General features: G+C 58.1%; 20 protein-coding genes. 12 read left to right on the top strand and 8 right to left on the bottom strand.

What is annotated here, in order from left to right; all coding sequences use genetic code 11:
- Positions 1-51: 51 nt before the first annotated feature.
- Genes BLU63_RS25010 through BLU63_RS33565 form a run of 3 tightly spaced genes read right to left on the bottom strand, consistent with a single transcriptional unit; the run spans position 52 to position 2,074 of the window.
- Positions 52-690 (bottom strand): response regulator, encoded by a 639-nt coding sequence (locus tag BLU63_RS25010; RefSeq protein WP_083376515.1) that lies wholly within the window; start codon positions 688-690, stop codon positions 52-54.
- Complete coding sequence (locus BLU63_RS25005; RefSeq protein WP_083376514.1) at positions 687-1,949, bottom strand: sensor histidine kinase; 1,263 nt, start codon at positions 1,947-1,949, stop codon at positions 687-689. The genes BLU63_RS25010 and BLU63_RS25005 overlap by 4 nt, the downstream gene beginning before the upstream one ends.
- 2 nt (positions 1,950-1,951) lie before the next feature.
- Positions 1,952-2,074, bottom strand: coding sequence for a hypothetical protein (locus tag BLU63_RS33565; protein ID WP_255311831.1), 123 nt, complete (start codon positions 2,072-2,074; stop codon positions 1,952-1,954).
- Positions 2,075-2,233: 159 nt separating this feature from the next.
- Between BLU63_RS33565 and BLU63_RS25000 the strand changes: the two genes are divergently transcribed.
- From BLU63_RS25000 to BLU63_RS24975, 6 genes are all read left to right on the top strand, one after another.
- A complete protein-coding gene (locus tag BLU63_RS25000) occupies positions 2,234-3,418 on the top strand; it encodes an ABC transporter substrate-binding protein (RefSeq protein WP_083376513.1) in 1,185 nt (394 codons plus the stop codon).
- 40 nt (positions 3,419-3,458) lie between these two features.
- Complete coding sequence (locus tag BLU63_RS24995) at positions 3,459-4,418, top strand: YVTN family beta-propeller repeat protein (RefSeq protein ID WP_077749296.1); 960 nt, start codon at positions 3,459-3,461, stop codon at positions 4,416-4,418.
- Entirely contained in the window at positions 4,415-5,146 is a 732-nt protein-coding gene (locus BLU63_RS24990; RefSeq protein WP_083376512.1) for an ABC transporter ATP-binding protein, read from the top strand. The genes BLU63_RS24995 and BLU63_RS24990 overlap by 4 nt, the downstream gene beginning before the upstream one ends.
- Positions 5,143-5,934, top strand: a complete 792-nt coding sequence (locus BLU63_RS24985) for an ABC transporter permease (protein WP_083376511.1) — start codon at positions 5,143-5,145, stop codon at positions 5,932-5,934. Before BLU63_RS24990 ends, BLU63_RS24985 begins: the two co-directional genes overlap by 4 nt.
- 298 nt (positions 5,935-6,232) lie before the next feature.
- The gene (locus BLU63_RS24980) at positions 6,233-6,790 is read left to right on the top strand and encodes a PQQ-dependent catabolism-associated CXXCW motif protein (RefSeq protein ID WP_077749299.1); all 558 of its coding nucleotides are present in this window, start codon (positions 6,233-6,235) and stop codon (positions 6,788-6,790) included.
- Positions 6,791-6,846: 56 nt separating this feature from the next.
- Entirely contained in the window at positions 6,847-7,512 is a 666-nt protein-coding gene (locus BLU63_RS24975; RefSeq protein WP_010455152.1) for a response regulator transcription factor, read from the top strand.
- 180 nt (positions 7,513-7,692) lie between these two features.
- Here the strand turns inward: BLU63_RS24975 and nahK are convergent, their stop codons facing one another.
- The 4 genes from nahK to BLU63_RS24955 all read right to left on the bottom strand — a co-directional run bounded on the left by nahK (position 7,693) and on the right by BLU63_RS24955 (position 13,864).
- On the bottom strand, positions 7,693-10,290 hold the full coding sequence (gene nahK / locus BLU63_RS24970; protein WP_077749300.1) for a hybrid sensor histidine kinase/response regulator NahK/ErcS': 2,598 nt from the start codon (positions 10,288-10,290) through the stop codon (positions 7,693-7,695).
- Complete coding sequence (gene nosP, locus BLU63_RS24965) at positions 10,259-11,422, bottom strand: nitric oxide-sensing protein NosP (protein ID WP_010455155.1); 1,164 nt, start codon at positions 11,420-11,422, stop codon at positions 10,259-10,261. Before nosP ends, nahK begins: the two co-directional genes overlap by 32 nt.
- A gap of 275 nt (positions 11,423-11,697) precedes the next feature.
- Positions 11,698-12,882, bottom strand: coding sequence for a porin (locus BLU63_RS24960; RefSeq protein WP_010455156.1), 1,185 nt, complete (start codon positions 12,880-12,882; stop codon positions 11,698-11,700).
- A 175-nt stretch (positions 12,883-13,057) separates the two neighbouring features.
- The gene (locus BLU63_RS24955) at positions 13,058-13,864 is read right to left on the bottom strand and encodes a sulfite exporter TauE/SafE family protein (protein ID WP_083376510.1); all 807 of its coding nucleotides are present in this window, start codon (positions 13,862-13,864) and stop codon (positions 13,058-13,060) included.
- A gap of 161 nt (positions 13,865-14,025) precedes the next feature.
- On the opposite strand from BLU63_RS24955, the gene BLU63_RS24950 reads away from it, so the two are divergent.
- The 6 genes from BLU63_RS24950 (at position 14,026) to BLU63_RS24920 (ending at position 22,189) form a co-directional block, all read left to right on the top strand.
- On the top strand, positions 14,026-14,889 hold the full coding sequence (locus tag BLU63_RS24950; protein WP_083376509.1) for an MBL fold metallo-hydrolase: 864 nt from the start codon (positions 14,026-14,028) through the stop codon (positions 14,887-14,889).
- Between the two features lie 161 nt (positions 14,890-15,050).
- Positions 15,051-16,574: an alpha/beta hydrolase gene (locus BLU63_RS24945; protein WP_083376508.1), complete on the top strand. Its 1,524-nt coding sequence runs from the start codon at positions 15,051-15,053 to the stop codon at positions 16,572-16,574.
- Between the two features lie 70 nt (positions 16,575-16,644).
- Positions 16,645-17,946: an ISL3-like element IS1411 family transposase gene (locus BLU63_RS24940; protein ID WP_011920678.1), complete on the top strand. Its 1,302-nt coding sequence runs from the start codon at positions 16,645-16,647 to the stop codon at positions 17,944-17,946.
- An 85-nt stretch (positions 17,947-18,031) separates the two neighbouring features.
- Entirely contained in the window at positions 18,032-18,682 is a 651-nt protein-coding gene (locus tag BLU63_RS24935) for a caspase family protein (protein WP_197678974.1), read from the top strand.
- Positions 18,683-18,763: 81 nt separating this feature from the next.
- Positions 18,764-20,065: an ISL3-like element IS1411 family transposase gene (locus BLU63_RS24930; RefSeq protein WP_011920678.1), complete on the top strand. Its 1,302-nt coding sequence runs from the start codon at positions 18,764-18,766 to the stop codon at positions 20,063-20,065.
- 480 nt (positions 20,066-20,545) lie between these two features.
- Complete coding sequence (locus tag BLU63_RS24920; protein ID WP_083376507.1) at positions 20,546-22,189, top strand: hypothetical protein; 1,644 nt, start codon at positions 20,546-20,548, stop codon at positions 22,187-22,189.
- A gap of 31 nt (positions 22,190-22,220) precedes the next feature.
- Here BLU63_RS24920 and bkdR read toward each other — a convergent pair whose 3' ends face one another.
- Positions 22,221-22,709, bottom strand: coding sequence for a Bkd operon transcriptional regulator BkdR (gene bkdR / locus BLU63_RS24915; RefSeq protein ID WP_083376506.1), 489 nt, complete (start codon positions 22,707-22,709; stop codon positions 22,221-22,223).
- Positions 22,710-22,819 lie beyond the last annotated feature (110 nt).

The following is a 22,819-nucleotide window of genomic DNA, read 5'->3' as shown; positions in this document are numbered from 1 at the left end:
TCGCGAGCAGGCTCGCTCCCACAGTGGATATGGGTTGCCGGCACTGTCGAGTCAGCCCGCCTTGCGCACCACCCCCATATCAATCCCCAAATGCACCAGTTCGGCATGGGACGTGACCTGCAATTTGCTCTTGAGCAAGGTCAGGTGGTTGGAGACGGTTTTGCTGCTGATGCTCAACTGTTCGGCAATCAACCGCGCTGGCGTGCCTTTGGCGAGCATCACGAAAATCTCCAGCTCGCGCTGGGTCATGCTCTGCAATCGCGGGTCGCTGGCGTCCTGTTGCGGGTGGCACGCCAGTTGGGTGGCCAGGGGCTGTTCGATGTAGGCATGGCCGGCGAGGATCCGCTGCACCGCCTCGATCAGCACTTGCGGCGCCGAGCTCTTGGTCAAGTAACCCGAGGCACCCGCCTCCAGCGCCTGGCGCACCAAGGGCAGTTCATCGTGCATGCTGAAAAACAGCACCCGCAGTTGCGGCAGCCGTTGACGCAAACGTCGGGTGGTTTCCAGCCCGCTGATCCCCGGCAAACCGAAATCCATGATCACCAGGTTCGGCACGGCTTCCTGAACCCGGATCAGCGCGTCTTCGCCGGTGGCAGCTTCACGCACGTCCATTGCCGGCAACAACGCCCGCAACAAACTCGCGTAGCCCTGACGGACCACCGCATGGTCATCGACCAGCAGAATATTCATGACACCTCCAAAGGCATGCTCAAGGCCAGCGCCCATCCGGCGCCGGGGTGGCTGATGACCCGCAATTCGCCGCCGACGCTGCGGGCGCGTTCGTACATCGAATACAAACCGACGCCGGGCCGCTGCGGTTGTGTGGCGCCGCGCCCGTTATCGCGAATCAACAGGTGCAGATACGCGCCTCGATGTTGCAGGCGAACCCGCACCCGGGTGGCCTGCGCATGCCGGGCGACGTTGGTCAGCGCTTCCTGCAACAGGCGATAGAGCTGGGTTTTGTCCGGCGCGGACAAGGGCGGCAACTGCGCGCCGATCCGCAGCTGGCAGTCAATGCCGTGCCGCCCCTGCCATTGCTCCACCAGCAAGCCAAAGGCTTCTGCCAACGGCAGGTGTTGCAGTACCACCGGATAGAGGTCATGCACCAGCGCCCGAAATCCCTGTTGCAGGTGTTCGCAGTTGTGTTCCAGCTCACGCACCGTGCGTTCCATCACCACGGGTTGATCCGTCACCAGCCGCAACAGACAGGCCTGGGCGCGAATCCCCGCCAGGTACTGGCCGAGATCATCGTGCAGGGTCTGCGCCAGATGAGTGCGCTCCTGTTCCTGCACCGCCAATAACGTCTGTGTCAGATGGGCGTTATCGGCGCGCGACTGCTCCAACGCAGTGGTCATGCGATTGAAATGCGCTGCCAGCTGCCGTGCCTCCGGCATACCTTCTGCGCGCAATCGCACCTTGAGCTGGCCGCCCGAGACCTGCTGCAACGCGCGCAACAATTCATCGAGCAAGCCCATGCCACGGCGCACGGCCCAGCGGATGGTAAGCAGACTCAAGATCAAGGCGAGGCCGCACAGGCCCAGCAATTGCTGCAGCGAATCCCAGACTTCGTCGATCTCATCCCGTGGATCGACCGCGATCTGCACGCGCCGGCCATCGTGCAAATCCAGGACTCGCGCACTGTGCCGGGCTTCGGCGAACAACAGCCGCCCGAGCCAGGCGTCGAGTCCAGCCTGAACCGGCAGCCGTGCCGCTTCGCCGGGCTCCAGCCAGCGCACCCGCACATGCCGCAGGCTGCCCGTCAGTCGGGGCTGGAGGCTGGCGGGATCACGCTCGGCGGTTTCGCTCAGGTACTCGACCACCGCCTCGGCGGATTGCAGCTCGCGCTCCACGTCCGCCAGCGCCTGGTGCACCAGCAACCCCATGCACGCCAGGGTGACCAGGACGAAAAACCCGCAGACCCAAAGGTTGATCCGCCACAGGGCCGACACGGTTAGCGCCCCGGTGTCGCGGGCAAGACCAGCAATGACACCGGGCGGGGGCTGTGGAGCTTGTCGACGCCGATCAGGGTCAGGATCAACAACAACGGCAGGAGCAGCGCTTTGAGAATACGCATGGTCAATCTCCTCCAGTGTGATGGCCGTGATGACCCATGCTAAAACCGCGCCGCTCCGGGCGAGCTACTACCTTGGTACTGCCTGACTGGTACTTTCTGCATATTTCAATCTGCCTCACAGGCTTCCTATGCTGGCGCTACCTGTAATGGAGTGCCTTTATGCGCCAGCTTGCCCCTTACGCCCTGATCTACCTGCTGGCGATTGCCTGCGCCGCCGGGCTGGCGACGCAGAGCCAGGCGGCGGATGCGCCGTTGCAGGTGCGGATCGGCTACCTGGGCTACCGGCCTGACCCCGGTCCGCTGCTGTCCAACGTGATTCCCGAACCAGTCGATGCCGGGCTTCGCGGTGCCGAACTGGCGATCACCGACAGCAACAGCACCGGGCGTTTTCTCAACCAGAGTTACAGCCTCGTCACGGCCAATGCCGACAGCCCGGACGCGCTGATTGAAGCGGCCAAGGCCCAACATGCACAGGGTCTGCGCCTGTTTGTGGTGAATGCGCCGGTGGAGAGCCTGCGCCGGCTCAGCGCCGTGCTGCCCGACAGCTTGCTGTTCAACGCCGGCAGCCCGGATGACAGCCTGCGCACCACCGACTGCCTGCCAAGCGTGCTGCACAGCCTGCCGAGCCGGGCGATGCTCGCCGATGCCCTGGCGCAGTTTCTGGTGCTACGCAAATGGCAACGGGCGCTGCTGATCGTCGGCCCGACCCCGGACGATCAGGCCTACGCAGCCGCCCTGCGCCGCGCCGCCAAACGATTCGGCCTGACACTGGTGGCGGAAAAAGCCTGGAGCTTCGACAACGATCAGCGTCGCAGCGCCCAGGCCGACATGCCGCTGTTCACCCAGACCGCCGAATACGATGTGGTGCTGGTGGCGGACGAACGTGGCGATTTCGGTGAATACGTGCCCTACCAGACTTGGTACCCACGGCCGGTCGCCGGCACGCAGGGCCTGACCCCCGTGGGCTGGCACAAAACCGTGGAAACCTACGGCGCCGCCCAATTGCAGAAACGCTTCGAAGCCCTGGCCGGGCGCTGGATGAATGACCGCGACTTCGCCGCCTGGATCGCCGTGCGCAGCATCGCCAGTGCGGTGAGCAAACTGCGGCAGGTCGATCCCGTGGCGATCCGCACCCTGGAAATCAGCGATCAATTGCCGCTGGACGGTTTCAAGGGGCGCAAGCTCAGTTATCGCCCGTGGAACGGTCAGTTGCGCCAACCGATTCCCATCGTCCAGCCCCGAGCGCTGGTCAGCACGTCGCCGCAAGACGGCTTCCTGCACCCTTTCAACGAAATGGACAGCCTTGGCTACGACAAGCCCGAGGTCAGCTGCCGCTTTCCCTGAGCCAGCGTTCCACAAGAACGACAACAAAAAGGAATCCGCCATGCGTCGCACCCTGCTCTCTTGCGCCCTGCTGCTCGCCGCCGGGCACGCCGCTGCCAGCACCGCCTGGGTCTCCAACGAAAAGGACAACACCCTGAGCCTGATCGACCTGCAGACGTTGCAAGTCACCGACACCCTGCCCGTCGGCCAACGGCCGCGCGGTTTGCTGCTGTCCCACGACAACAAGCTGCTGTACATCTGCGCCAGCGACTCGGACCGGGTCCAGGTGATGGACGTCGCTACCCGCAAGATCATCAAGGAGTTGCCGTCGGGCAAAGACCCCGAGCAGTTCGCCCTGCATCCCAACAATCGCTGGCTCTACGTTTCGAACGAAGACGATGCACTGGTGACGGTAATCGATACCGAAACCTCAAAGGTGCTAAGCCAGATCAGCGTTGGCGTCGAACCCGAAGGCATGGCCGTCAGCCCCGACGGCAAGTGGGCGGTGAACACCAGCGAAACCACCAACATGCTGCACTGGATCGACACCAGCACCCAGACCCTGGCCGACAGCACCCTGGTCGATCAGCGGCCGCGTTTCGTCGAGTTTTCACCTGAAGGCTCGCAACTCTGGGCCTCGGCGGAAATCGGCGGCACGGTGACCATTCTCGACGTCGCCACCCGCAAGGTCCTCAAGACCCTGACTTTCCAGATCAAGGGCGTGCACCCGGACAAGGTCCAGCCGGTGGGCATCAAGCTCAGCGCCGACGGCAAGTACGGTTTCGTCGCCCTAGGCCCGGCCAATCATGTGGCGGTGATTGACGCCAAGACCTTCGAGATTCTTGATTATCTGTTGGTCGGTCGTCGGGTCTGGCAGATGTCGTTCACCCCCGATCAAAAACAGTTGCTGGCCACCAACGGCGTCAGCGGCGATGTATCGGTGATTGATGTCGACAGCCTCAAAGTGACCAAATCGGTGAAAGTCGGGCGCTATCCGTGGGGCGTGGTGGTGACGCCATGAACGCACTGGAAGTCAGCGAACTGAGCTTCGCCTATGGCGCGCGGGAGGCGTTGCGGCAGGTGAATTTCAGCCTGGCGCCCGGGCGTTTCGCGGCGTTGCTGGGGCCGAACGGCGCGGGCAAATCGACGCTGATTGCCCTGCTCACCCGGCTCTATGATTTGCAGCGTGGGGACATCCGGGTCGGCGGCTGCTCCTTGCGCAACGCGGCGCGTCCGGCGCTCAAGCAATTGGGCGTGGTGTTCCAGCAAAGCACGCTGGACCTGGACCTCAGTGTCGAGCAGAACCTGCGTTATCACGCCGCGCTGCATGGCATGTCCCGGCGCCAGACCGGCCTGCGGGTCAACGCCGAACTGGCGCGGCAGGCGCTGACCGAACGCCGTCGCGAGCGGGTGCGTGAACTCAATGGCGGTCACCGGCGCCGGGTGGAAATCGCCCGCGCCTTGCTGCATGAGCCACGGCTGTTGCTGCTCGACGAGGCCAGTGTCGGCCTCGATCCGGCCAGCCGGCTGGCGCTCAATCAACACATTCGCGACCTGTGTCGCGAGCAGCACATCAGCGTGCTCTGGACCACCCACTTGCTGGATGAAGTGCAGCCGAGCGATGACTTGCTGATTCTTCATCAGGGCCGTCTGGTGGCCAGCGGGCAGGCTGATGCCTTGAGCCAGGCGCATGGCGGCGACCTCGGTTCGGCCTTCACTCGCCTCACGACATCAGGAGCCGCGAGATGAATGCGTATTGGCAATGCTTCAGCGGCATCGTGCTGCGTGAATGGCTGCGCTTTGTGTTGCAGCGCACGCGGTTTCTCAGCGCGCTGGTGCGGCCATTGCTGTGGCTGCTGGTGTTCGCCGCCGGTTTTCGCGCGGCCCTCGGGATCGCGATCATTGAGCCCTACGACACCTACATTCCGTATGAGGTCTACATCATCCCGGGGCTGGCCTGCATGATCCTGCTGTTCAACGGCATGCAAGGTTCGCTGTCGATGGTTTACGACCGGGAGATGGGCAGCATGCGCGTGCTGCTGACCAGCCCCCTGCCCCGGACCTTCCTGCTGTGCAGCAAACTGTTGGCCACTTCGCTGATTTCGCTGTTGCAGGTGTATGCCTTTCTGGCGATTGCCTGGGTGTACGGCGTGCAGCCACCGGCCATGGGGCTGTTGATCGCCTTGCCGGCGTTGTTGCTGGTGGCGTTGATGCTCAGTGCGCTGGGCCTGCTGCTGTCCAATGCGATCCGGCAACTGGAGAACTTCGCCGGGGTGATGAATTTCGTGATCTTCCCGCTGTTTTTCCTGTCGTCGGCGTTGTATCCGCTGTGGAAGATGCGCGAATCCAGCGAGTGGCTGTACTGGCTGTGCGCGCTGAACCCGTTTACCCACGCTGTGGAACTGGTGCGGTTTGCCCTGTATGAGCGTTTCAATCCGCTGGCGCTGGCGGTGTGCATGGGGCTGACGCTGCTGTTCGCCCTGCTCGCTGTCCTCACTTTCAACCCGCAACACGCCGCGCTGCGCAAAACCAGCTGACACCATCAATCCCCCTGTGGGAGCAGACTCGCTCCCACAGGGGATCTGCGTCCTACAGATATTGCGAACAAATGAAAACCCCCTGTGGGAGCGAGCCTGCTCGCGATAGCGGAGTGTCAGTCAATAGAGATATTGAATGTTAAGCCGCCATCGCGAGCAGGCTCACTCCCACAGGGGATTTGTGGTGCACTGGCCAGGGAAATTACTACTTTAGTACTGGTTTTCCTGTCTATCGTCGCATTCCCAACGCCCCGAGACTGGCATGTAATGGGTTCATAACTATAAGGATTGAACCCCCATGCCACGTGCCCAACGTCGTCTGTTGCGCCCTTCCCTTGCTGCGCTGTCGCTGAGCCTGCTGCTGGGCGCCGCGCACGCCGATACACCGCTGTTCTCCGCCGACGGCTATCGCATCAACCTCTATCGCAGCCCGACCCCGAATCAGCTTCAAGGCGCGGCCATCGTCGACACCGCCGCCCTGCAAACCCTGCTCACCCAGACACCGCGTCCGGTGTTGATCGACGTTTATCGCCGCCAATGGCTGCAAGGACGATTCATCGAAGACCAGCCCCACGAGAACCTGCCCGGCAGCCATTGGCTGGCCAATACCGGCGACGGCGACCTCACAGCTGACTGGCAGGGCTATTTTGCGCGTAACCTGAACGCATTGACCGCAGGAGACTTGGCGCAACCGCTGGTCTTCTACTGCCGCTCCGACTGCTGGCTGAGCTGGAATGCGGTAAAACGCGCCGCGGCCATGGGCTATAAGACACTGTATTGGTACCGCGACGGCCTGGACGCCTGGCAAGCCGCCAACCTGCCCGTTGAACCGGCCCGGCCCGAGCCCTTCCCCTGACCTTTACGCGTGCGTGTTGTTGCCACACCATAATGAAAATAATGAGGTGAAAGGCTATGTACAAAATTCTGATTGCCGACGATCACCCGCTGTTTCGCGAAGCCATTCATAACGTCATCAGCGATGGTTTTCCGGGCAGCGAGGTGATGGAAACCGCCGATCTCGACAGTGCCCTGCTGCTGACTCAGGAGCACGACGACCTGGACCTGATCCTGCTCGACCTGAACATGCCGGGCATGCACGGCCTCAATGGCCTGATCAACCTGCGCAACGAGGCGCCGACCATTCCGGTGGTGATTGTTTCAGCCGAGCAGGACAAGCAGATCGTGCTGCAAGCCATCACCTATGGCGCAGTGGGTTTCATCACCAAATCCTCGCCCCGGGTGCAGATGACCGAGGCCATCCAGCAGATTCTCAATGGCAATGTGTACTTGCCGCCGGACATCATTCGCACACAAAAGTCAGGCACCCATCGGCGCATGAATGACAACCCGAGCTTCCCGCCCGAACTGCTCCAGGCGCTGACCCGCAAGCAGTTGCTGGTGCTGGAACGCATGACCAAGGGTGAATCGAACAAGCAGATCGCCTACACCCTGGAAATCGCCGAAACCACAGTCAAGGCGCATGTCTCGGCGATCTTGCGCAAACTCAATGTGCACAACCGGGTGCAAGCGATTCTGAGTGCTGGGGATATTGATTTCGGGTCTTATCTGCGGCGCTGAATGTTGGGCATTCCCAGATCCCTGTGGCGAGGGAGCTTGTTCCCGTTGGGTCGCGAAGCGGCCCCCTTCAAACTTCCAGGTAAACCGAGTCGCCTGATTTACGACTGCTTCGCAGCCGGACGGGAGCAAGCTCCCTCGCCACAGAAAGCCTAGTCACCACAGGTCTGATGCCCGACGCGGCTAACGGGATGGGCCAAGCAAATGACTCATTGCCGTTTTCAGCTTCATCGGCCGTACAGGCTTATGCATCAACGTATGCCCCAACTCGCGAATCTGCTGCTTGAGCTCATTGCTGTAGTTGGCGGTAATCATCATCGCCGGGATCGCTGAACCGCGCCGGGCGTTGATCCGGGCCACGGCATCGACGCCGTTCTGCTCGTCATCGAGGTGATAGTCGGCGATCAGCAAGTCGGCTTCTTCGTGGTAGTTGTCCACCTGCCGCGCCAGGTCCTGCTCCGACAGTGCCGTGACCACCCGACACCCCCACCCTTCCAGCAACGTGCGCATGCCAGCGCAAATCGCCGCGTCGTTATCCAGCACCCACACCCGCGCTCCGCGCAGACGCTCAAGCATCGGCTCACTCATCAACAACGCTGGCTGAGCCTTCGGAGCCGTGGCGCTCAATGGCACCTCGACGGAAAACATCGAGCCCTTGCCCGGCCACGAACGCACATGAACGCGATGACCGAGAATCCCGGCAATCTTCTCGACGATGGCCAGCCCCAGCCCCAACCCACGGTCCTGATCCGGACGCTGCACATCGCCCCGTTTGAACTCCTGGAAAATCTCTTCCAGTCGATTTTCGGCAATGCCCATCCCGCTGTCCCACACCTCGATCGTCAACCGCTGATGATGACGCCGACATCCGAGCACCACCCGACCGCTGTAGGTATAACGAATGGCGTTGCTCAGCAGATTGCGCAGGATCCGCGCCAGCAACTGAATGTCGCTGCGCACCAGCGCCGAACACGGGATGAAATGCAGCTCCAGCCCTTCATTGCGGGCCACCTGTGTGTACTCGGCCGCGAGGTTTTCCAGCAGCTCGCTCAGGGCGAACGGCGCGATGTCGGCTTTGATCACCCCGGCATCCAGTTTGGAAATATCCACCAGCGTGCCTAGCAGGTTTTCCACGTCCTCCAGCGAATTGCTGACATTGCGCACCAAAATCGCATTGGCCACCGGCTCGCGACGTTCCAGCAAAGCGCTGGTGAATAGCCGAGCCGCGTTGAGCGGTTGCAGCAGGTCGTGACTCACGGCGGCGAGAAACTTGGTTTTTGACAGGTTGGCCTGCTCCGCCTCAAGTTTGGCCTCGCGCAAACGCGATTCCACGCGCCGGCGCTCGTCGATTTCACGCAGCAATTGGTCATTGAGGGTGGTCAGTTCGGTGGTCCGTTCGCGTACCCGCAACTCAAGATTCTGATAAGCCTGGTGCAGCGCCTCGGCCGTGCGGCGGCGCTCGGTGATGTCACGGATCAACACGAAGATCCCCACCACTTCCCCGGTGGCCAGGCGATTGGGCACGTAGGAGCGCAGCATGTAGCGCTCCTGATTGTTGATGTTGGTTTCGGCAAATTCGAACGTCACGCTCTCACCGGCCAAGGCCCTGGCCACGTAGGCCTCGAGGCGCTGGTAATGCTGCGCGCTGTGAACTTCGCGCAGGCTCTGCCCGAGCATCACGCCGCGAGGCCAGCAGTACCATTCTTCGTAGACCTTGTTGGTGAATTCGTAGACCAGATCGGCATTGAGGTAGGCGATCAACGCGGGGACATGGTCGGTGATCAGGCGAATCCAGCGCTCGCTTTCGCTGAGGGCTTCGGCGTGCTGGTAACGTTCGGTGATGTCGGTGAAGGTATTGACGAAGCCACCGGTGGGCAACGGATGCGTGCGGATTTCCAGCACCCGGCCATCGTAAAGACGTTGCTCGCATTCCTGCACGTGCCGCCCGTTGGCATCGCGACTGGCCGGGGTCAGCAGGGTCAACTCGCTGTCGCCGATCACTTCGGCAAACGGCCGATGGGCCGCCACCGGGGCGAGCCCGCTCAGTTCGAGGAAGCGCCGGTTCCACAGTTCCAGGATGCCTTCGGCATTGACCATGGCCACGCCTTGGGACAGGTTGTCGACCGCCCGTTGCAGCAAGTGCGATTTCTGCGCCACGGCTTGCTCGCGGCGCACGGTTTCGCTGAGTTTGACGTCAGTAATGTCGGTGAACAGGATCACCCGCCCACCTTCCTGCGTGGGCCGTTCGCTGACTTGCAGCCAGCGGCCGTCCTGCAAGCGATAGATCAGGTTTTCGTCGGCATGCCCACGGGGTTCTTCCGTGAACAACCCGGTGGCGGACATCAGCCGTTTCACCTCGACCAGGCGCATGCCGGCGTTGATCCGCACCCGGCTGTTGTCCCAGAACGCCTTGAAACGGCTGTTGAACAAAACGATGCGCTGCTCGGCATCGAACAGCACAAAGGCATCGGAAATGCTCTCGATGGCATCGATCAGATGCTGATGCGCGGTTTCCGCCCGCAGGCGCGCTTCGCTGAGCAAGTGATTGCCCGACTTGAGCTCGGCCATGGCCTGGTTCAAGGCATCGGTCCGCTCACGCACCTGCTCGGCTAGCACCACCGAATGCTGGAACGCCGCGTAGGGATCATTGCCGCGCGTGACGCCGGATTCGATCCGCTCGATCAGCGCGCCGTTGATGCGCTGCAGTTTATGGTTGTCGTGGCGCAGGCTGGCGAGCTGCGCCTGCAGCTCAACGATGTCCAGGGGACCGGCCTCGGGCAATGGCAACCCCGGTGAAGGTCTGGTTGATGTGCATGCCATTGAACTGTTCTCCGTAGGTGTTGAAACCCATCACCCGTTGGTCGCGCAAAAACGTTCCGATCTGCTCCAGGCTGCCGCCGTCTTCCAGCTCCAGACGCCTGAGAAAACAGTCACAGCCGATGGTCAGTAACAGATCGCCGAGGCGCTCCTGCAAGCCTTCGAACAAGGTTTGCAGATTCGGCAGCATCGGGCCGGGGGTCATGACGGTGAGGACGATGCCGTTTTCCACGGCACAGTAGAAACTCAGGCTCAGGTCTGGATGAACCTGCTGGATCGCCCGCACGTAATACTGATCGTTGATCCGCACCGCCAAGGGGTGAGCGGCGAAGACCCGGTGATCGAGTTCGGCCACCGGCACGCCGATGTGTCGGGCGTACTCCTCGGCAGCCGGCTCGGCATTCAGTTCAAAGACCCGGCGCGAGGCGCTGTCGGCTCCGGTGACCACCAGTTTCTCCGCCCTCGGCAAGATGTGGTGCGTGGTGAACACCTCGAAATCCAGCCAGGTGTTGACCAGCACCACCACCGCCGCGCCGCTGTGAAACTCGCCGCCGAAATAGACGTGGGTGTGGGTCAGGTAGTTGTCATCGCCGGCCGAACCGCCGAAATGCGGGATGTCGCCCAACGCCGCGCTCAACGCAGCGAGGACCATTTCTTCGCGGCTGGAAAGACCATCGAGCAAGGTCAGGGCAAAGCTGTTGCCTTTGATCGGCGCCAGGGTGTTGCTGCGACAGCCGCTGGCCAGGCGCTCGACCATTTGCTGGGCGTCGATCAGGCTGAAGCGCTCCATCTCGCTGATCAGTTCGGCGTCGATGGAAAAATGCCGATGGTCGAACCCCACCGCCGTCACGCAATTGCGGCCGTAGCCCAGGGGCGTGATCTCCCCGGCGCTGGTGCAGCCGACCAGGCGAATGCCGCCGAAGCTCAGATGCAAGGCCTGGCCCAGCGCCTGCAAATCGTACTCGGCGGAGCAGAAGAACAACACGAAGCCCAGATGCGGGTGCAATAACTGCCGCGCGAGCTCCTGAGCCACTTGTTGGGCATCGGTGGCCTGGGACATGCCGCTGACCACCCCTTCACTCTGGACCTGCTGCATGACCACCCCCGCAGGTGCCCGTGTATGAGACACGAGTGTACGAAGCCTGCGGGCTGCGACGTATGCTACTTGGGTAGCGGGTAGCCGCTTCGATGGGATGAGAGTCGGCGGGTTGACGGCTTGATGGCTGAAGCTTTTGTGGCGAGGGAGCTTGCTCCCGCGGGACTGCGCAGCAGTCCCCCAACCGGCCGATGCGCGACCAGAATAGGGACCGCTACGCGCTCCAGCGGGAGCAAGCTCCCTCGCCACAGCGGTAGGGTTCACAGATCAGCTTGTTACCAGTTCAACACCGCCCCCACCGCAAAAGTGTCGGTGTCTTCGTTCTGGGCGCTGGTGTCGTGGCCGTTGATTTCGAACTGGTTGTACTCGGCCACGAGTTTGAGGTTGTCGTTGACGTCATGGAACAACGCAATGCCGCGGGTTTCATAGTCCGCGCCGCTGCCGACCACACCATTGCCGTCGTCATTGGTCTTGCCGTAAGACAAGGCCAGGCGGTTTTTGCCCAGCTTGTACGAGCCTTGCAGCAAGTAACCGTCGCTGTCGACGTTGCGCAGGGTCGGTTCGCCGGCGTTGTTGGTGAAGAACGGGTTAATCCCTTTGGCCTGGAAACCGGAGCCGGTCAGCGACAACCCGCCCATCTTCGCCTGCACACCGTAGCCGACGCCTTTGGAGGTGACCGATTCAACGGTGGAGTCGGTATTGTCCGACGTCTGGTAGCTGCCGTTGACCCAGCTGTAAATCTTCGCGCCGCCGACATCAAACTGATAGGTGACCTCGCTCTCGGTACGCGGATTCTCCTGATACGCCTTGCCCAACGGGCTGCTGTCGTTGGTGTCCACCGGGTCGAGAATCCCAACGGCCACCCGCAAACCCTCCATCACCGGGGTGCGATAGGTGATCTGCGAGGTCGGGAACGGGTACGGGTAACCCGTACCGATATTGCCGAACGACACGCCGCCACCGTCCACCAACCCCAGGGTATCGCTGACCTGGCCGTAACCGGCGAGCATTTCATCGAGCAGAATGTTGGAGCGGGCGAACAGGCCGAAGTCCTTGCCGATCAACACTTCGCCCCATTCCGGATTGGCCACGGTGCCGTAGAACTGCCGCACGTCGATGGCGGTGTCGGTGCCATTGGTCTGGCTGTCGTTGATGGTCACCCAGAACGACGCCCGCGCACCGAGCTTCAGGTCATCGACCTGTTTGCCCATGTTGAAACCCAGGTAATTGGGCAGATAGCCCATTTTCACCCGCGCCTGTTTCCGGTCGTACTGGTCGCCTGCACGGTCCACATCGCTGTTCACGTAGAAGGCGTTGATGTAGCCGTCGGTTGAGAACGTGGTCTGGTCCTTGTCGTACAGCACGATCTCGGCCTCGGCCATCGTGCTCAAACCGAGGGTCGAGAGGCTGGCGATGAAGGCAGGCAAGTAACGATGCTTGAAGTTCTTATTGTTGTGCATGACGCGCTCCGCAGCGGGGGACTGGATGTCGGAGGCGATTATCGAAAGGGGACGGGCGGCGGCATACGCTGCCTTGGGGGCGGTTTTGAAGTGCTTTGGAGTGGCCGGGCGTGAGCGGCAAATTCGGTGTAAGACCGGGCTCAGGCACGGCCCGGAACTTTAGGTGTAAGACCGGCTAGGTCGCCGCTCTGAACAGCATGTAGGCCGCGACCACGACACACACGCTGGCAAAACCGATTTGCAGGGCCCGGGCCGGGACGCGCGCGCTCAGTTGTCGGCCAGCGATCATGCCGACCACGCTGGCAACAATGAACGCCACACCCAATGCGTCGATCCTGACCCCGGCATGAAACGCCCCGATCACACCGATGGCGGAAATCAGGCTGATCACCATCAAGGAGGTGGCGACGATGCCGCGCATCTGCACATCGGTCAGTTGCTTGAAGGCAGGGACAATCAAGAAGCCGCCACCGACCCCGAGCAACCCGGAAACAACGCCGGTCACCGCGCCCAATGCCGCGAGGGTCGCGGTGCATTTGGCGGTCCAGGAAAAACGCCCGGTCTGCTGATCGAGCATGCAGTTCTTCTGACCCCAGTTGGCGTGGCCGTGGTCGCTCGGTCCTTCTTCCTGGCGCTCGCGACGCAGCATCCGCCAGGCCACCATGACCATCAGCAGACTGAACAGAATCATCAGGATTTTTTCCGGCAACTGATGGGCGAGGTAGATGCCGACCGGCGAAAAAATCGCCCCCAGCAGTGCGATCAGCAACGCCGCGCGATAGCGCACCAGGCCATGGCGCAAACCATCAATGGCCCCGACCGCTGCCGCGCTGCCCACCGCAAACAACGCCACCGGCGCAGCCTGGGTCATGGTCAATCCCAGCCCCAGCACCAAGGCCGGCACCGCAAGAATGCCGCCCCCTGCCCCGGTCAATCCCAGGACGAGGCCCATCACCACGCCAAAAAAACCTGCCAACAGCATAAAACGCTCGTAATCCGTGGGAAAAAGCCGGGAACGCCCGGTATCGATGTCTGACAGGATAGAGCCCGTGCGAATTTTTTCCTTCAGCATTTAACGCGGGGCTGGTCAGCGCAGGGAAAATGACACTACCCTCTTGGCTCGTCCTGAAAGAAACGGCCACCATGCCTGCCTTGATTGAAGCTTTTTTAGACCCTGCCTCCTCGACCTACAGCTACGTGATTCATGAAGGTGCTGGCAGTCAATGCGCCATCGTCGACCCGGTCCTCGACTACGACCCCGCCGCCGGTCGCACCGCCACCACCCAGGCGGACAAAATCATCGCCTTCGTTCGCAAGCATCAACTGCAAGTGCAATGGCTGCTGGAAACCCACGCCCATGCCGATCACCTGTCCGCCGCACCGTATCTGCGTCGCGAGCTGGGCGGGAAAATCACCATCGGCCAGTCGATCAGCAAGGTCCAGGGCGTGTTCAAGGCCCTGTTCAACCTTGAGCCGACATTTCGCAGTGACGGTTCGCAATTCGACCACCTGTTCGCCCCGGACGAATCATTCATGATCGGCCACCTCAAGGCCACGGCCCTGCATGTGCCCGGCCACACCCCGGCGGACATGGCCTATTTGATCGACGGTGACGTGATTCTGGTAGGCGATACTTTGTTCATGCCAGACGTGGGCACGGCCCGTTGCGACTTCCCCGGCGGCAATGCCCACCAGATGTTCGCCTCGATCCAAAAACTGCTGGCCTTCCCCGCCAGTGTCCGGCTCTACGTCTGCCACGACTACCCACCCGAAGGCCGCGAATCCCGCTGCATGACCACGGTCGGCGAGCAACGCAAAAGCAATATCCACGTCCATGACGGCATCGACGAAGCGGCGTTCGTCGCCATGCGCACCCAGCGTGATGCCGGGCTGGGCATGCCAACGCTGTTGCTGCCGGCGATTCAGGTGAATGTGCGGGCGGGGAATATGCCGCCGGCGGAGGACAATGGCTCCGTATATCTAAAAATTCCGATCAATAAGCTTTGAAGAGAAGTTTTTCCCGATGTTTTTCTCATTTATTTGTCAAATGTGTCCGAATTAAACAAGGAAAATGACTTTCGAGGCCATTTGCCACTATTTTTATGATTTAACAAACACGCCTTCGCGGGTCGAACTATGCTCTTTTGACGTCGCGGAGGGATCCAAAAATGAGCGTAATCGGTAACCACGTCTGGCATAGTCAAAACGGGTTGTTCAACACTAATACCGACAGTGAAATAGGAGATGTGGCGAGAATTCTGAATCTTGCACACGACACCGACAGCGAAAACGGATTGTTACTGCAGTTCCACGGTGGATTGGTCGACAAAACCAGTGCGTTGTCAGTTGCAACCAAACTGATCCCCGAATACATCAGCGCTAAAACTTACCCCGTATTTTTTGTTTGGGAGTCGGGGCTAAAGGAAACGCTGATTAACAACCGAGCTGAACTGGCACAGGATCCGGCGTTTAGAGAGCTGGTGAAAAAAGTCACTGAATGGGTCATTAAGAAGTCCAGCCCCACGTCAAACATCGCTCTTAAAGGGGGCGGCGACAAGCTTATCAACGTTTACCAACTGCGCAGCGAGTTTGATAACTGGTTTGACCAGCGCCGGGATACTCCCCCCGTTTCAGAAACAGACATTCAATCCAGCCAAGTCAAAACCAAAGGGCTTTCGAATCTATCCGTCGATCAACTGGCCTACGATATCGAGATAGGCCTTAATGATGATCCTGGCTTTAGAAAAGCCATGGCAGAAGCTTATAACGCGACTCTCACGCCTACGGAGTTTGCTACCAAGTCAGCCGGAACTCATAAAAAGGCCAACGTTTTATTGCTCAGCGAGACGTCGCAGAACGAGCTATTTGGCTCCAGACTGCCAGGCACCCAGACTAAGGGTCTTTTGAGCTGGATTGCCGTCGCCCGTTTCGTTGCAAAGTTGGTCATCGCAGTCATCAAGCGTTATCACAACGGTCGCGACCACGGCCCGTATTGCACGGTTGTAGAAGAGGTTTTACATGCAGCGTATGGAAATCTCTTGGGGGCCGGCATCTGGAATCAAATGAAAAAAGATACCGAAGACAGCTTCGGCACATTGCCCGGCTGCTGTGCAACCGCAGTCGTCAAATATCTAAAACAACTAGAGGATAGCGGGAAGACCTTTTCGAAAATCACACTGGTAGGCCACAGTACCGGTGCAATTTACGTGTGCAATTTTCTGGATGCGGTGGCCGCGGCAGATTTAAAAACGAAGATCAACGTGGTGTTCCTTGCACCTGCAGTAACCTACGACCGTTTTGCCAAAACAGTAACCGCGCATCAAGGCTCTCTGTTGAAATCGTTCCGTATGTTCGCAATGAACGATGAGCGTGAGTCTGCAGACCAGATGCTCAGCATTATCTACAACCGAAGTTTACTTTATTTTGTTTCGGGTTTGCTTGAGGGGCAGGTACCCGCAACGGGTGGGTGGCAAAGCGTTGTTGATATGCCGTTAGTGGGGATGGAGCGCTTTCTCAATCATACGGCGGTATTCGGCACGGACCCAGCCGTCAAGATAGTTACGGCATTTCTCGCTGCGGACCCTTCCCGTATCGCTTGGTCACCTTCATCCAGAGGGCCTGGCTTGAACACCAATGCCAGCCATCACGGCGATTTCGGGCTCTTCGCATTTAAGGGTGTAGAAAAAATCTGACCGGCTGGAAAAGGAGTCGAGGATCTTAGAAAATGTAAGCTCTCACACCAACAAAAACTAAGCCCCCGACGTGAACAATCTTACCTTTTCTAGCCCTGATCTTTCCAGCTTTTGCCAACTGAATAACCTCGGCCTGACTGCCACTGGACAACATCTTTGTGCAGAGCGCGCCGTCATCGAATGTCGTTTAACCAAAGCACCCGAGCCATGCCCCAAGTGCGGGGCTGCTGGTGTTTCACGCGGTACTGTCGATAGGCATCTTGCTCACACACCTTACGGACAACGACCAACCAGATTGCTGCTGCGTATCCGTCGCTGGCGTTGTGCTTGCGGCTGTTTCTGGCATGAAGATACAAACAGTGCAGCACCTCCACGTTCAAAGCTTTCATATGGGGCGATACGCTGGGCATTAGCTGCCATCGTGCTGGATCATCTGTCGGTATCTCGTGTTGCGAGCCAGCTTGATGTTGCATGGCACACCGCTAATAATGCCATTATCAACGAAGGACGGCGCCTGCTTTTTAATGACTCGACACGTTTTGACGGTGTGACCGTGCTGGGCGTGGATGAGCATGTTTGGCGACATACACGCTGTGGTGACAAGTACGTCACCATCGTGGTTGACCTTACGCCCGTGCGTAACAAAAACGGGCCGGCCCGCTTGCTCGATGTGCTGGAAGGCCGCTCCAAACAAGCCTTTAAGCAATGGCTACAGAGTCGCCCCAAATCGTGGCGTGACCAGATCGAAAGCATTGCCATGGACGGTTTTACGGGGTTTAAATCTGCAGCGCAAGAAGCCCTGCCTCAAGCCCAAACCGTGCTGGATCCTTTCCATGTCGTGCGCTGGGCAAGCAACATGCTGGATGAATGCCGCCGGCGTGTGCAACACGACATCCTGGGCCGCAGAGGGCGTAAAAATGACCCGCTCTACAAAAGCCGTCGAACGCTACTGACTCGGATCAGCTACCTGTCTGACGCCAACAAAAAGCAACTGTTCCAGCTGTTTGCAGATGAGCACCACCTCGAAGTGGATTGCACCTGGAGCATGTACCAACGGGTGGTCAGCGCCTACAACGAGCCGGATCGAAAACGTGGTAAAAAACTCATGGAAGAGGTCATAAATATCATTACAGCCAGCGACTTGCCCAAAGCGCTCATCGAGGTGAAAGGCTTGGGGGAAACGCTGAAAAAATACGCTGAGAGCATCCTTGCCTACTTCGACCGGCCAGGAACCAGCAACGGTCCAACAGAAGCTATCAACGGGCGACTTGAGCACTTACGAGGTACCGCCTTGGGCTTTAGAAATTTAACCAATTACATAGCCAGGTGCTTGCTGAAGTCAGGAGGGTTTAGAAATCAGCTACACCCTTAAATGCGAAGAGCCCGATTTCGATGATCAAGATTCGGATACGCTTCTCAGCATTCAGAATCTGGTTACTCAGTGAGGACCTATCGCCATGGCTGACATGGATCATGCGATTCTGCTGGGAATTTCCAATTATTCATCTCCGGACTTTCAAACGTTGGAAGGCCCCTCGAACGATGTCGAATTGTTCCGTCAATGGCTCCTCGACAAAGACGGGGGTGCCGTTCCAGCAGAAAATATCAAGTTCCTGACATCGCCTGCGCTGGATCAACAACCCAAAAATGACGCCAGATCTTGGTCCCCTACTGCCGAACAATTTCTCAATCACTATGACAAGCTGACCATTGACGAAAACGATGCGTACATTCGACGTGAAGGCGCACGACTCTATCTTTATTTTTCCGGGCACGGCTTTTCCGAGAGAAACGATATGTCGACAGGGGCAGCGCTTTTTGTAGCAGGTGCCAGTCGTTCGCGCCCCTTGAACATTCACGGTACAGCCTTTGCCTGGGAAGCCAGGGACCTGGCTTTATTTGATGAAATCGTCCTGATCATGGATTGCTGTCGCGACTCAGAAACGGCACTCCGTTATGCAAGCCCAGGCAAGAATCAATTTGTTGCTGAACTCGCCGCCAATGTTCGAGTACTGGCCATTTATGGCTCAGCCAAAGGTGGTAAGGCGCAAGAACGCAAAATTGCGGAGCGCGGCGACAAAACCGGCTCTTCGCATTTAAGGGTGTAGAAAAAATCTGACCGGCTGGAAAAGGAGTCGAGGATCTTAGAAAATGTAAGCTCTCACACCAACAAAAACTAAGCCCCCGACGTGAACAATCTTACCTTTTCTAGCCCTGATCTTTCCAGCTTTTGCCAACTGAATAACCTCGGCCTGACTGCCACTGGACAACATCTTTGTGCAGAGCGCGCCGTCATCGAATGTCGTTTAACCAAAGCACCCGAGCCATGCCCCAAGTGCGGGGCTGCTGGTGTTTCACGCGGTACTGTCGATAGGCATCTTGCTCACACACCTTACGGACAACGACCAACCAGATTGCTGCTGCGTATCCGTCGCTGGCGTTGTGCTTGCGGCTGTTTCTGGCATGAAGATACAAACAGTGCAGCACCTCCACGTTCAAAGCTTTCATATGGGGCGATACGCTGGGCATTAGCTGCCATCGTGCTGGATCATCTGTCGGTATCTCGTGTTGCGAGCCAGCTTGATGTTGCATGGCACACCGCTAATAATGCCATTATCAACGAAGGACGGCGCCTGCTTTTTAATGACTCGACACGTTTTGACGGTGTGACCGTGCTGGGCGTGGATGAGCATGTTTGGCGACATACACGCTGTGGTGACAAGTACGTCACCATCGTGGTTGACCTTACGCCCGTGCGTAACAAAAACGGGCCGGCCCGCTTGCTCGATGTGCTGGAAGGCCGCTCCAAACAAGCCTTTAAGCAATGGCTACAGAGTCGCCCCAAATCGTGGCGTGACCAGATCGAAAGCATTGCCATGGACGGTTTTACGGGGTTTAAATCTGCAGCGCAAGAAGCCCTGCCTCAAGCCCAAACCGTGCTGGATCCTTTCCATGTCGTGCGCTGGGCAAGCAACATGCTGGATGAATGCCGCCGGCGTGTGCAACACGACATCCTGGGCCGCAGAGGGCGTAAAAATGACCCGCTCTACAAAAGCCGTCGAACGCTACTGACTCGGATCAGCTACCTGTCTGACGCCAACAAAAAGCAACTGTTCCAGCTGTTTGCAGATGAGCACCACCTCGAAGTGGATTGCACCTGGAGCATGTACCAACGGGTGGTCAGCGCCTACAACGAGCCGGATCGAAAACGTGGTAAAAAACTCATGGAAGAGGTCATAAATATCATTACAGCCAGCGACTTGCCCAAAGCGCTCATCGAGGTGAAAGGCTTGGGGGAAACGCTGAAAAAATACGCTGAGAGCATCCTTGCCTACTTCGACCGGCCAGGAACCAGCAACGGTCCAACAGAAGCTATCAACGGGCGACTTGAGCACTTACGAGGTACCGCCTTGGGCTTTAGAAATTTAACCAATTACATAGCCAGGTGCTTGCTGAAGTCAGGAGGGTTTAGAAATCAGCTACACCCTTAAATGCGAAGAGCCACAAAACCTGCAGCCTGCTGACCCATGCCCTGCTCAAAGCGCTGACTGATGCAACACCTGATGAGGGTAGTCGTCTCTCGAGCACGTCTCTAAGAAACTACGTCAACAATATTTGGGGGGATATATGTGCTGGCATTCCCGCGGACACTCCGCGCTTTGTACTCCCGGAAGGTGAAGACGTATTTTTTAAAGCTGGCAACAAGGGATTGTTGCAAAACTTTGTACTTAGCGCACCTCCACTTCCTGGCACCGTGCTCACCTTTTACCTGGGAAGCCTCAACTCACCCGTTGCTCAGTGTGTGTTTGCGCAGGATACGGTGAGTATCGAGAATCCGATCGGGAGTATTGCCAGTTCCTTATCCGTGAAGGACCTTCGATTCGCCCTTAGATTGAAACCAGGCTTCTACAAAATTCAAGCATCGACTGGCGCATACACTTCAGCCCCATTTGAAGTGACAGGAGAACGAGATGTCCCCCTCTGAAGATAAGCCTGACGGCTTGGTCGATATCCAGATTCGTACAAAAAACGGCTTTGATGAGCTCGGACTTATTAATGGTCGATTCGAAGAGGTCGAATCCGGCCTCGGCACACTCACTGCGTCAGTTGAACCAGGTTTTTATAAAGTCAGACAGCGTATAGGCGATCTTGAGCAGTCTCAAATCATTGAGGTTGCATCCGATACGACGACTGACTTCGAGCTGAACACGTTGACATTTGAATCAGCTCTACCCCTTCAGGGATCAGAAGCCTCAATGCCGGAAAAAGAGGCGCTGATGCGCGAGCCTTCACCCTATGTAGAAGGGCAACCACCGCCCATACAGATATTTTTATGGGACCCGCAACCTGAAAGCCAAGAGCGCACCGGCCCCCTGGAACTACCTGGGCCAGAGATTCTAAATCAGTTTCGGTTACGGGCCTTCAAAGGTGAAGTGGAGTGTGATTTTTCAAAAGTGGACGCATTGCCAGGAACTACGGGGGTTTTTCTGGTTAACATCAACGTGCCGGTAGGGACTTATCTTCTAGTTCAGCCCGCAGCACAGACAGAACGCTGTATGCCTCTACATGTTCTTGAAAATTGGGCGCCTCAAGTCTACTTTCGGGTTATCCGGGATTCTCGGGGAGCCATGTTGCCGCTGGACTTCAATCACTCCAGCATTACCTATGTCACGCACCTGCAAGCATTGCATACCAAAGAATTGACCCTCCTTGAGGTCGCTCGCAAAGCATTGGCCAGAGGTCGATCAGTCAAGAGCCAGGCGCTAGTTGATGATCTGGTCAACGGCGACTATCAAGATCCGCTGTTGCACCTGATTGGCGCTCACCTTTTACTGCTGTCGGCGAATTCCGAATCAGCGGAAAGCATCCAACAACTTCAGAAAGTCGTCGATGGGTTGATCGTATCGTTGGGTCGTGACTTTCCCGATGTGATTGCTTTGCAAATCGCACTAGCACAATTACGCCAAGAACCACTGGCTGCTGACCTTGCCCTTTGCGCTCCGCCCATACTTCAACGGAGCTGGGATCTGCTCTTACTGGCCTATCGAAACTCAACGATCATCAGTGAAGTCATGGATTTCCCCTACATCGTTGAACCAACATCAACTTGGTTTGTATGGTTAGGCAAAACGCTCCATACCCCGAACGAAGCCGCGATAAACAGCCTGCGTCAACGCCTCCTCGCACTGGTGAATACTACACTCACGATGAACGTGAACAAACTGGTGAGGTGGATCGATAGTTCGGATTCCATTCCAGAGCTTCCAGCGGCAGCGGCTGACAACGCTGCCCCTTTGATCAAAGCTATGTTGCAAGATGAGCATTTAATCAAATGGGTCCAACGTTTGCTGGATCAAGCTGAGCAAGACCCAACTCTTCAGAGTCCACTGGATCAAGCCTTGCTGATGAAACTCTGCTCCGCTCAGACTCAATTCTTCGCCAAACGAAGAGGTAACGACAAAGTGGCCACAGATATCGTGCGCAGCTTTGAAGTTCCTGCCCAGGATGTTGCAAGCAGCGCGGTGAGGATTCTCATCAGTTTACTTAAGCAAGGATACAAAAAATTGCCCCAGCTGCTCGAGGTATACGAAGTCGAATTGAAGAAAAACAATTGATGAGCAAGCCGAAATTGCTTTTCGTCGGTTCCTACCCCCCTAAAGTCAGGCCATTCGCAGGCAACGGCAACGCGGTTTTATAGCGCACTTGCTTGAGCGCAAAGCTTGAACGGATGTTGGCCACACCAGGCACTTTGGTCAGGAAGTCCATCATGAAGCGTTCCAGCGACTGAATGGTCGGCACCAGCACCCGGATCAGATAGTCCGGGTCCCCCGCCATCAAATAGCATTCCATTACTTCCGGGCGATCCGAAATCGCTTCCTCGAAATGCTGCAACGCCTCTTCCACCTGTTTCTCCAGGCTGACATGAATAAACACGTTCACGTGCAGACCCAGCAAGTCGGCGTCCAGCAGCGTCACTTGCTCGCGAATCAGCCCTAATTCTTCCATCGCCTTGACCCGGTTGAAGCACGGCGTTGGCGACAGGTTCACCGAGCGTGCGAGGTCGGCGTTGGTGATACGGGCGTTCTCCTGAAGGCTGTTCAAAATGCCGATATCGGTACGGTCCAGTTTGCGCATGAGACAAAACCACCTGTTTTTTTATGTTTATGCAGGTTTTTTATCCTCAAATGATCTCCCGCGCAACGAAACAGAGATAAATATTCTTCTGCGCCGGGCCTATGATTGTT

The sequence above is a fragment of the Pseudomonas mandelii genome, from assembly GCF_900106065.1.
GTDB classification, from domain to species: domain Bacteria; phylum Pseudomonadota; class Gammaproteobacteria; order Pseudomonadales; family Pseudomonadaceae; genus Aquipseudomonas; species Aquipseudomonas mandelii.
The sequence above is the reverse complement of the archived record's forward strand: the minus strand, read 5'-3'. Positions and strand labels throughout refer to the sequence as shown.

What these genes read in the sequence shown, in the direction of transcription:
- BLU63_RS25010 (WP_083376515.1), bottom strand. Translation starts at nt 690, where the DNA reads ATGAATATTCTGCTGGTCGATGACCATGCGGTGGTCCGTCAGGGCTAC.
- BLU63_RS33565 (WP_255311831.1), bottom strand. Translation starts at nt 2,074, where the DNA reads ATGCGTATTCTCAAAGCGCTGCTCCTGCCGTTGTTGTTGATCCTGACC.
- BLU63_RS25000 (WP_083376513.1), top strand. Translation starts at nt 2,234, where the DNA reads ATGCGCCAGCTTGCCCCTTACGCCCTGATCTACCTGCTGGCGATTGCC.
- BLU63_RS24995 (WP_077749296.1), top strand. Translation starts at nt 3,459, where the DNA reads ATGCGTCGCACCCTGCTCTCTTGCGCCCTGCTGCTCGCCGCCGGGCAC.
- BLU63_RS24990 (WP_083376512.1), top strand. Translation starts at nt 4,415, where the DNA reads ATGAACGCACTGGAAGTCAGCGAACTGAGCTTCGCCTATGGCGCGCGG.
- BLU63_RS24985 (WP_083376511.1), top strand. Translation starts at nt 5,143, where the DNA reads ATGAATGCGTATTGGCAATGCTTCAGCGGCATCGTGCTGCGTGAATGG.
- BLU63_RS24980 (WP_077749299.1), top strand. Translation starts at nt 6,233, where the DNA reads ATGCCACGTGCCCAACGTCGTCTGTTGCGCCCTTCCCTTGCTGCGCTG.
- BLU63_RS24975 (WP_010455152.1), top strand. Translation starts at nt 6,847, where the DNA reads ATGTACAAAATTCTGATTGCCGACGATCACCCGCTGTTTCGCGAAGCC.
- nosP (WP_010455155.1), bottom strand. Translation starts at nt 11,422, where the DNA reads ATGCAGCAGGTCCAGAGTGAAGGGGTGGTCAGCGGCATGTCCCAGGCC.
- BLU63_RS24960 (WP_010455156.1), bottom strand. Translation starts at nt 12,882, where the DNA reads ATGCACAACAATAAGAACTTCAAGCATCGTTACTTGCCTGCCTTCATC.
- BLU63_RS24955 (WP_083376510.1), bottom strand. Translation starts at nt 13,864, where the DNA reads ATGCTGTTGGCAGGTTTTTTTGGCGTGGTGATGGGCCTCGTCCTGGGA.
- BLU63_RS24950 (WP_083376509.1), top strand. Translation starts at nt 14,026, where the DNA reads ATGCCTGCCTTGATTGAAGCTTTTTTAGACCCTGCCTCCTCGACCTAC.
- BLU63_RS24945 (WP_083376508.1), top strand. Translation starts at nt 15,051, where the DNA reads ATGAGCGTAATCGGTAACCACGTCTGGCATAGTCAAAACGGGTTGTTC.
- BLU63_RS24935 (WP_197678974.1), top strand. Translation starts at nt 18,032, where the DNA reads ATGGCTGACATGGATCATGCGATTCTGCTGGGAATTTCCAATTATTCA.
- BLU63_RS24920 (WP_083376507.1), top strand. Translation starts at nt 20,546, where the DNA reads ATGTCCCCCTCTGAAGATAAGCCTGACGGCTTGGTCGATATCCAGATT.
- bkdR (WP_083376506.1), bottom strand. Translation starts at nt 22,709, where the DNA reads ATGCGCAAACTGGACCGTACCGATATCGGCATTTTGAACAGCCTTCAG.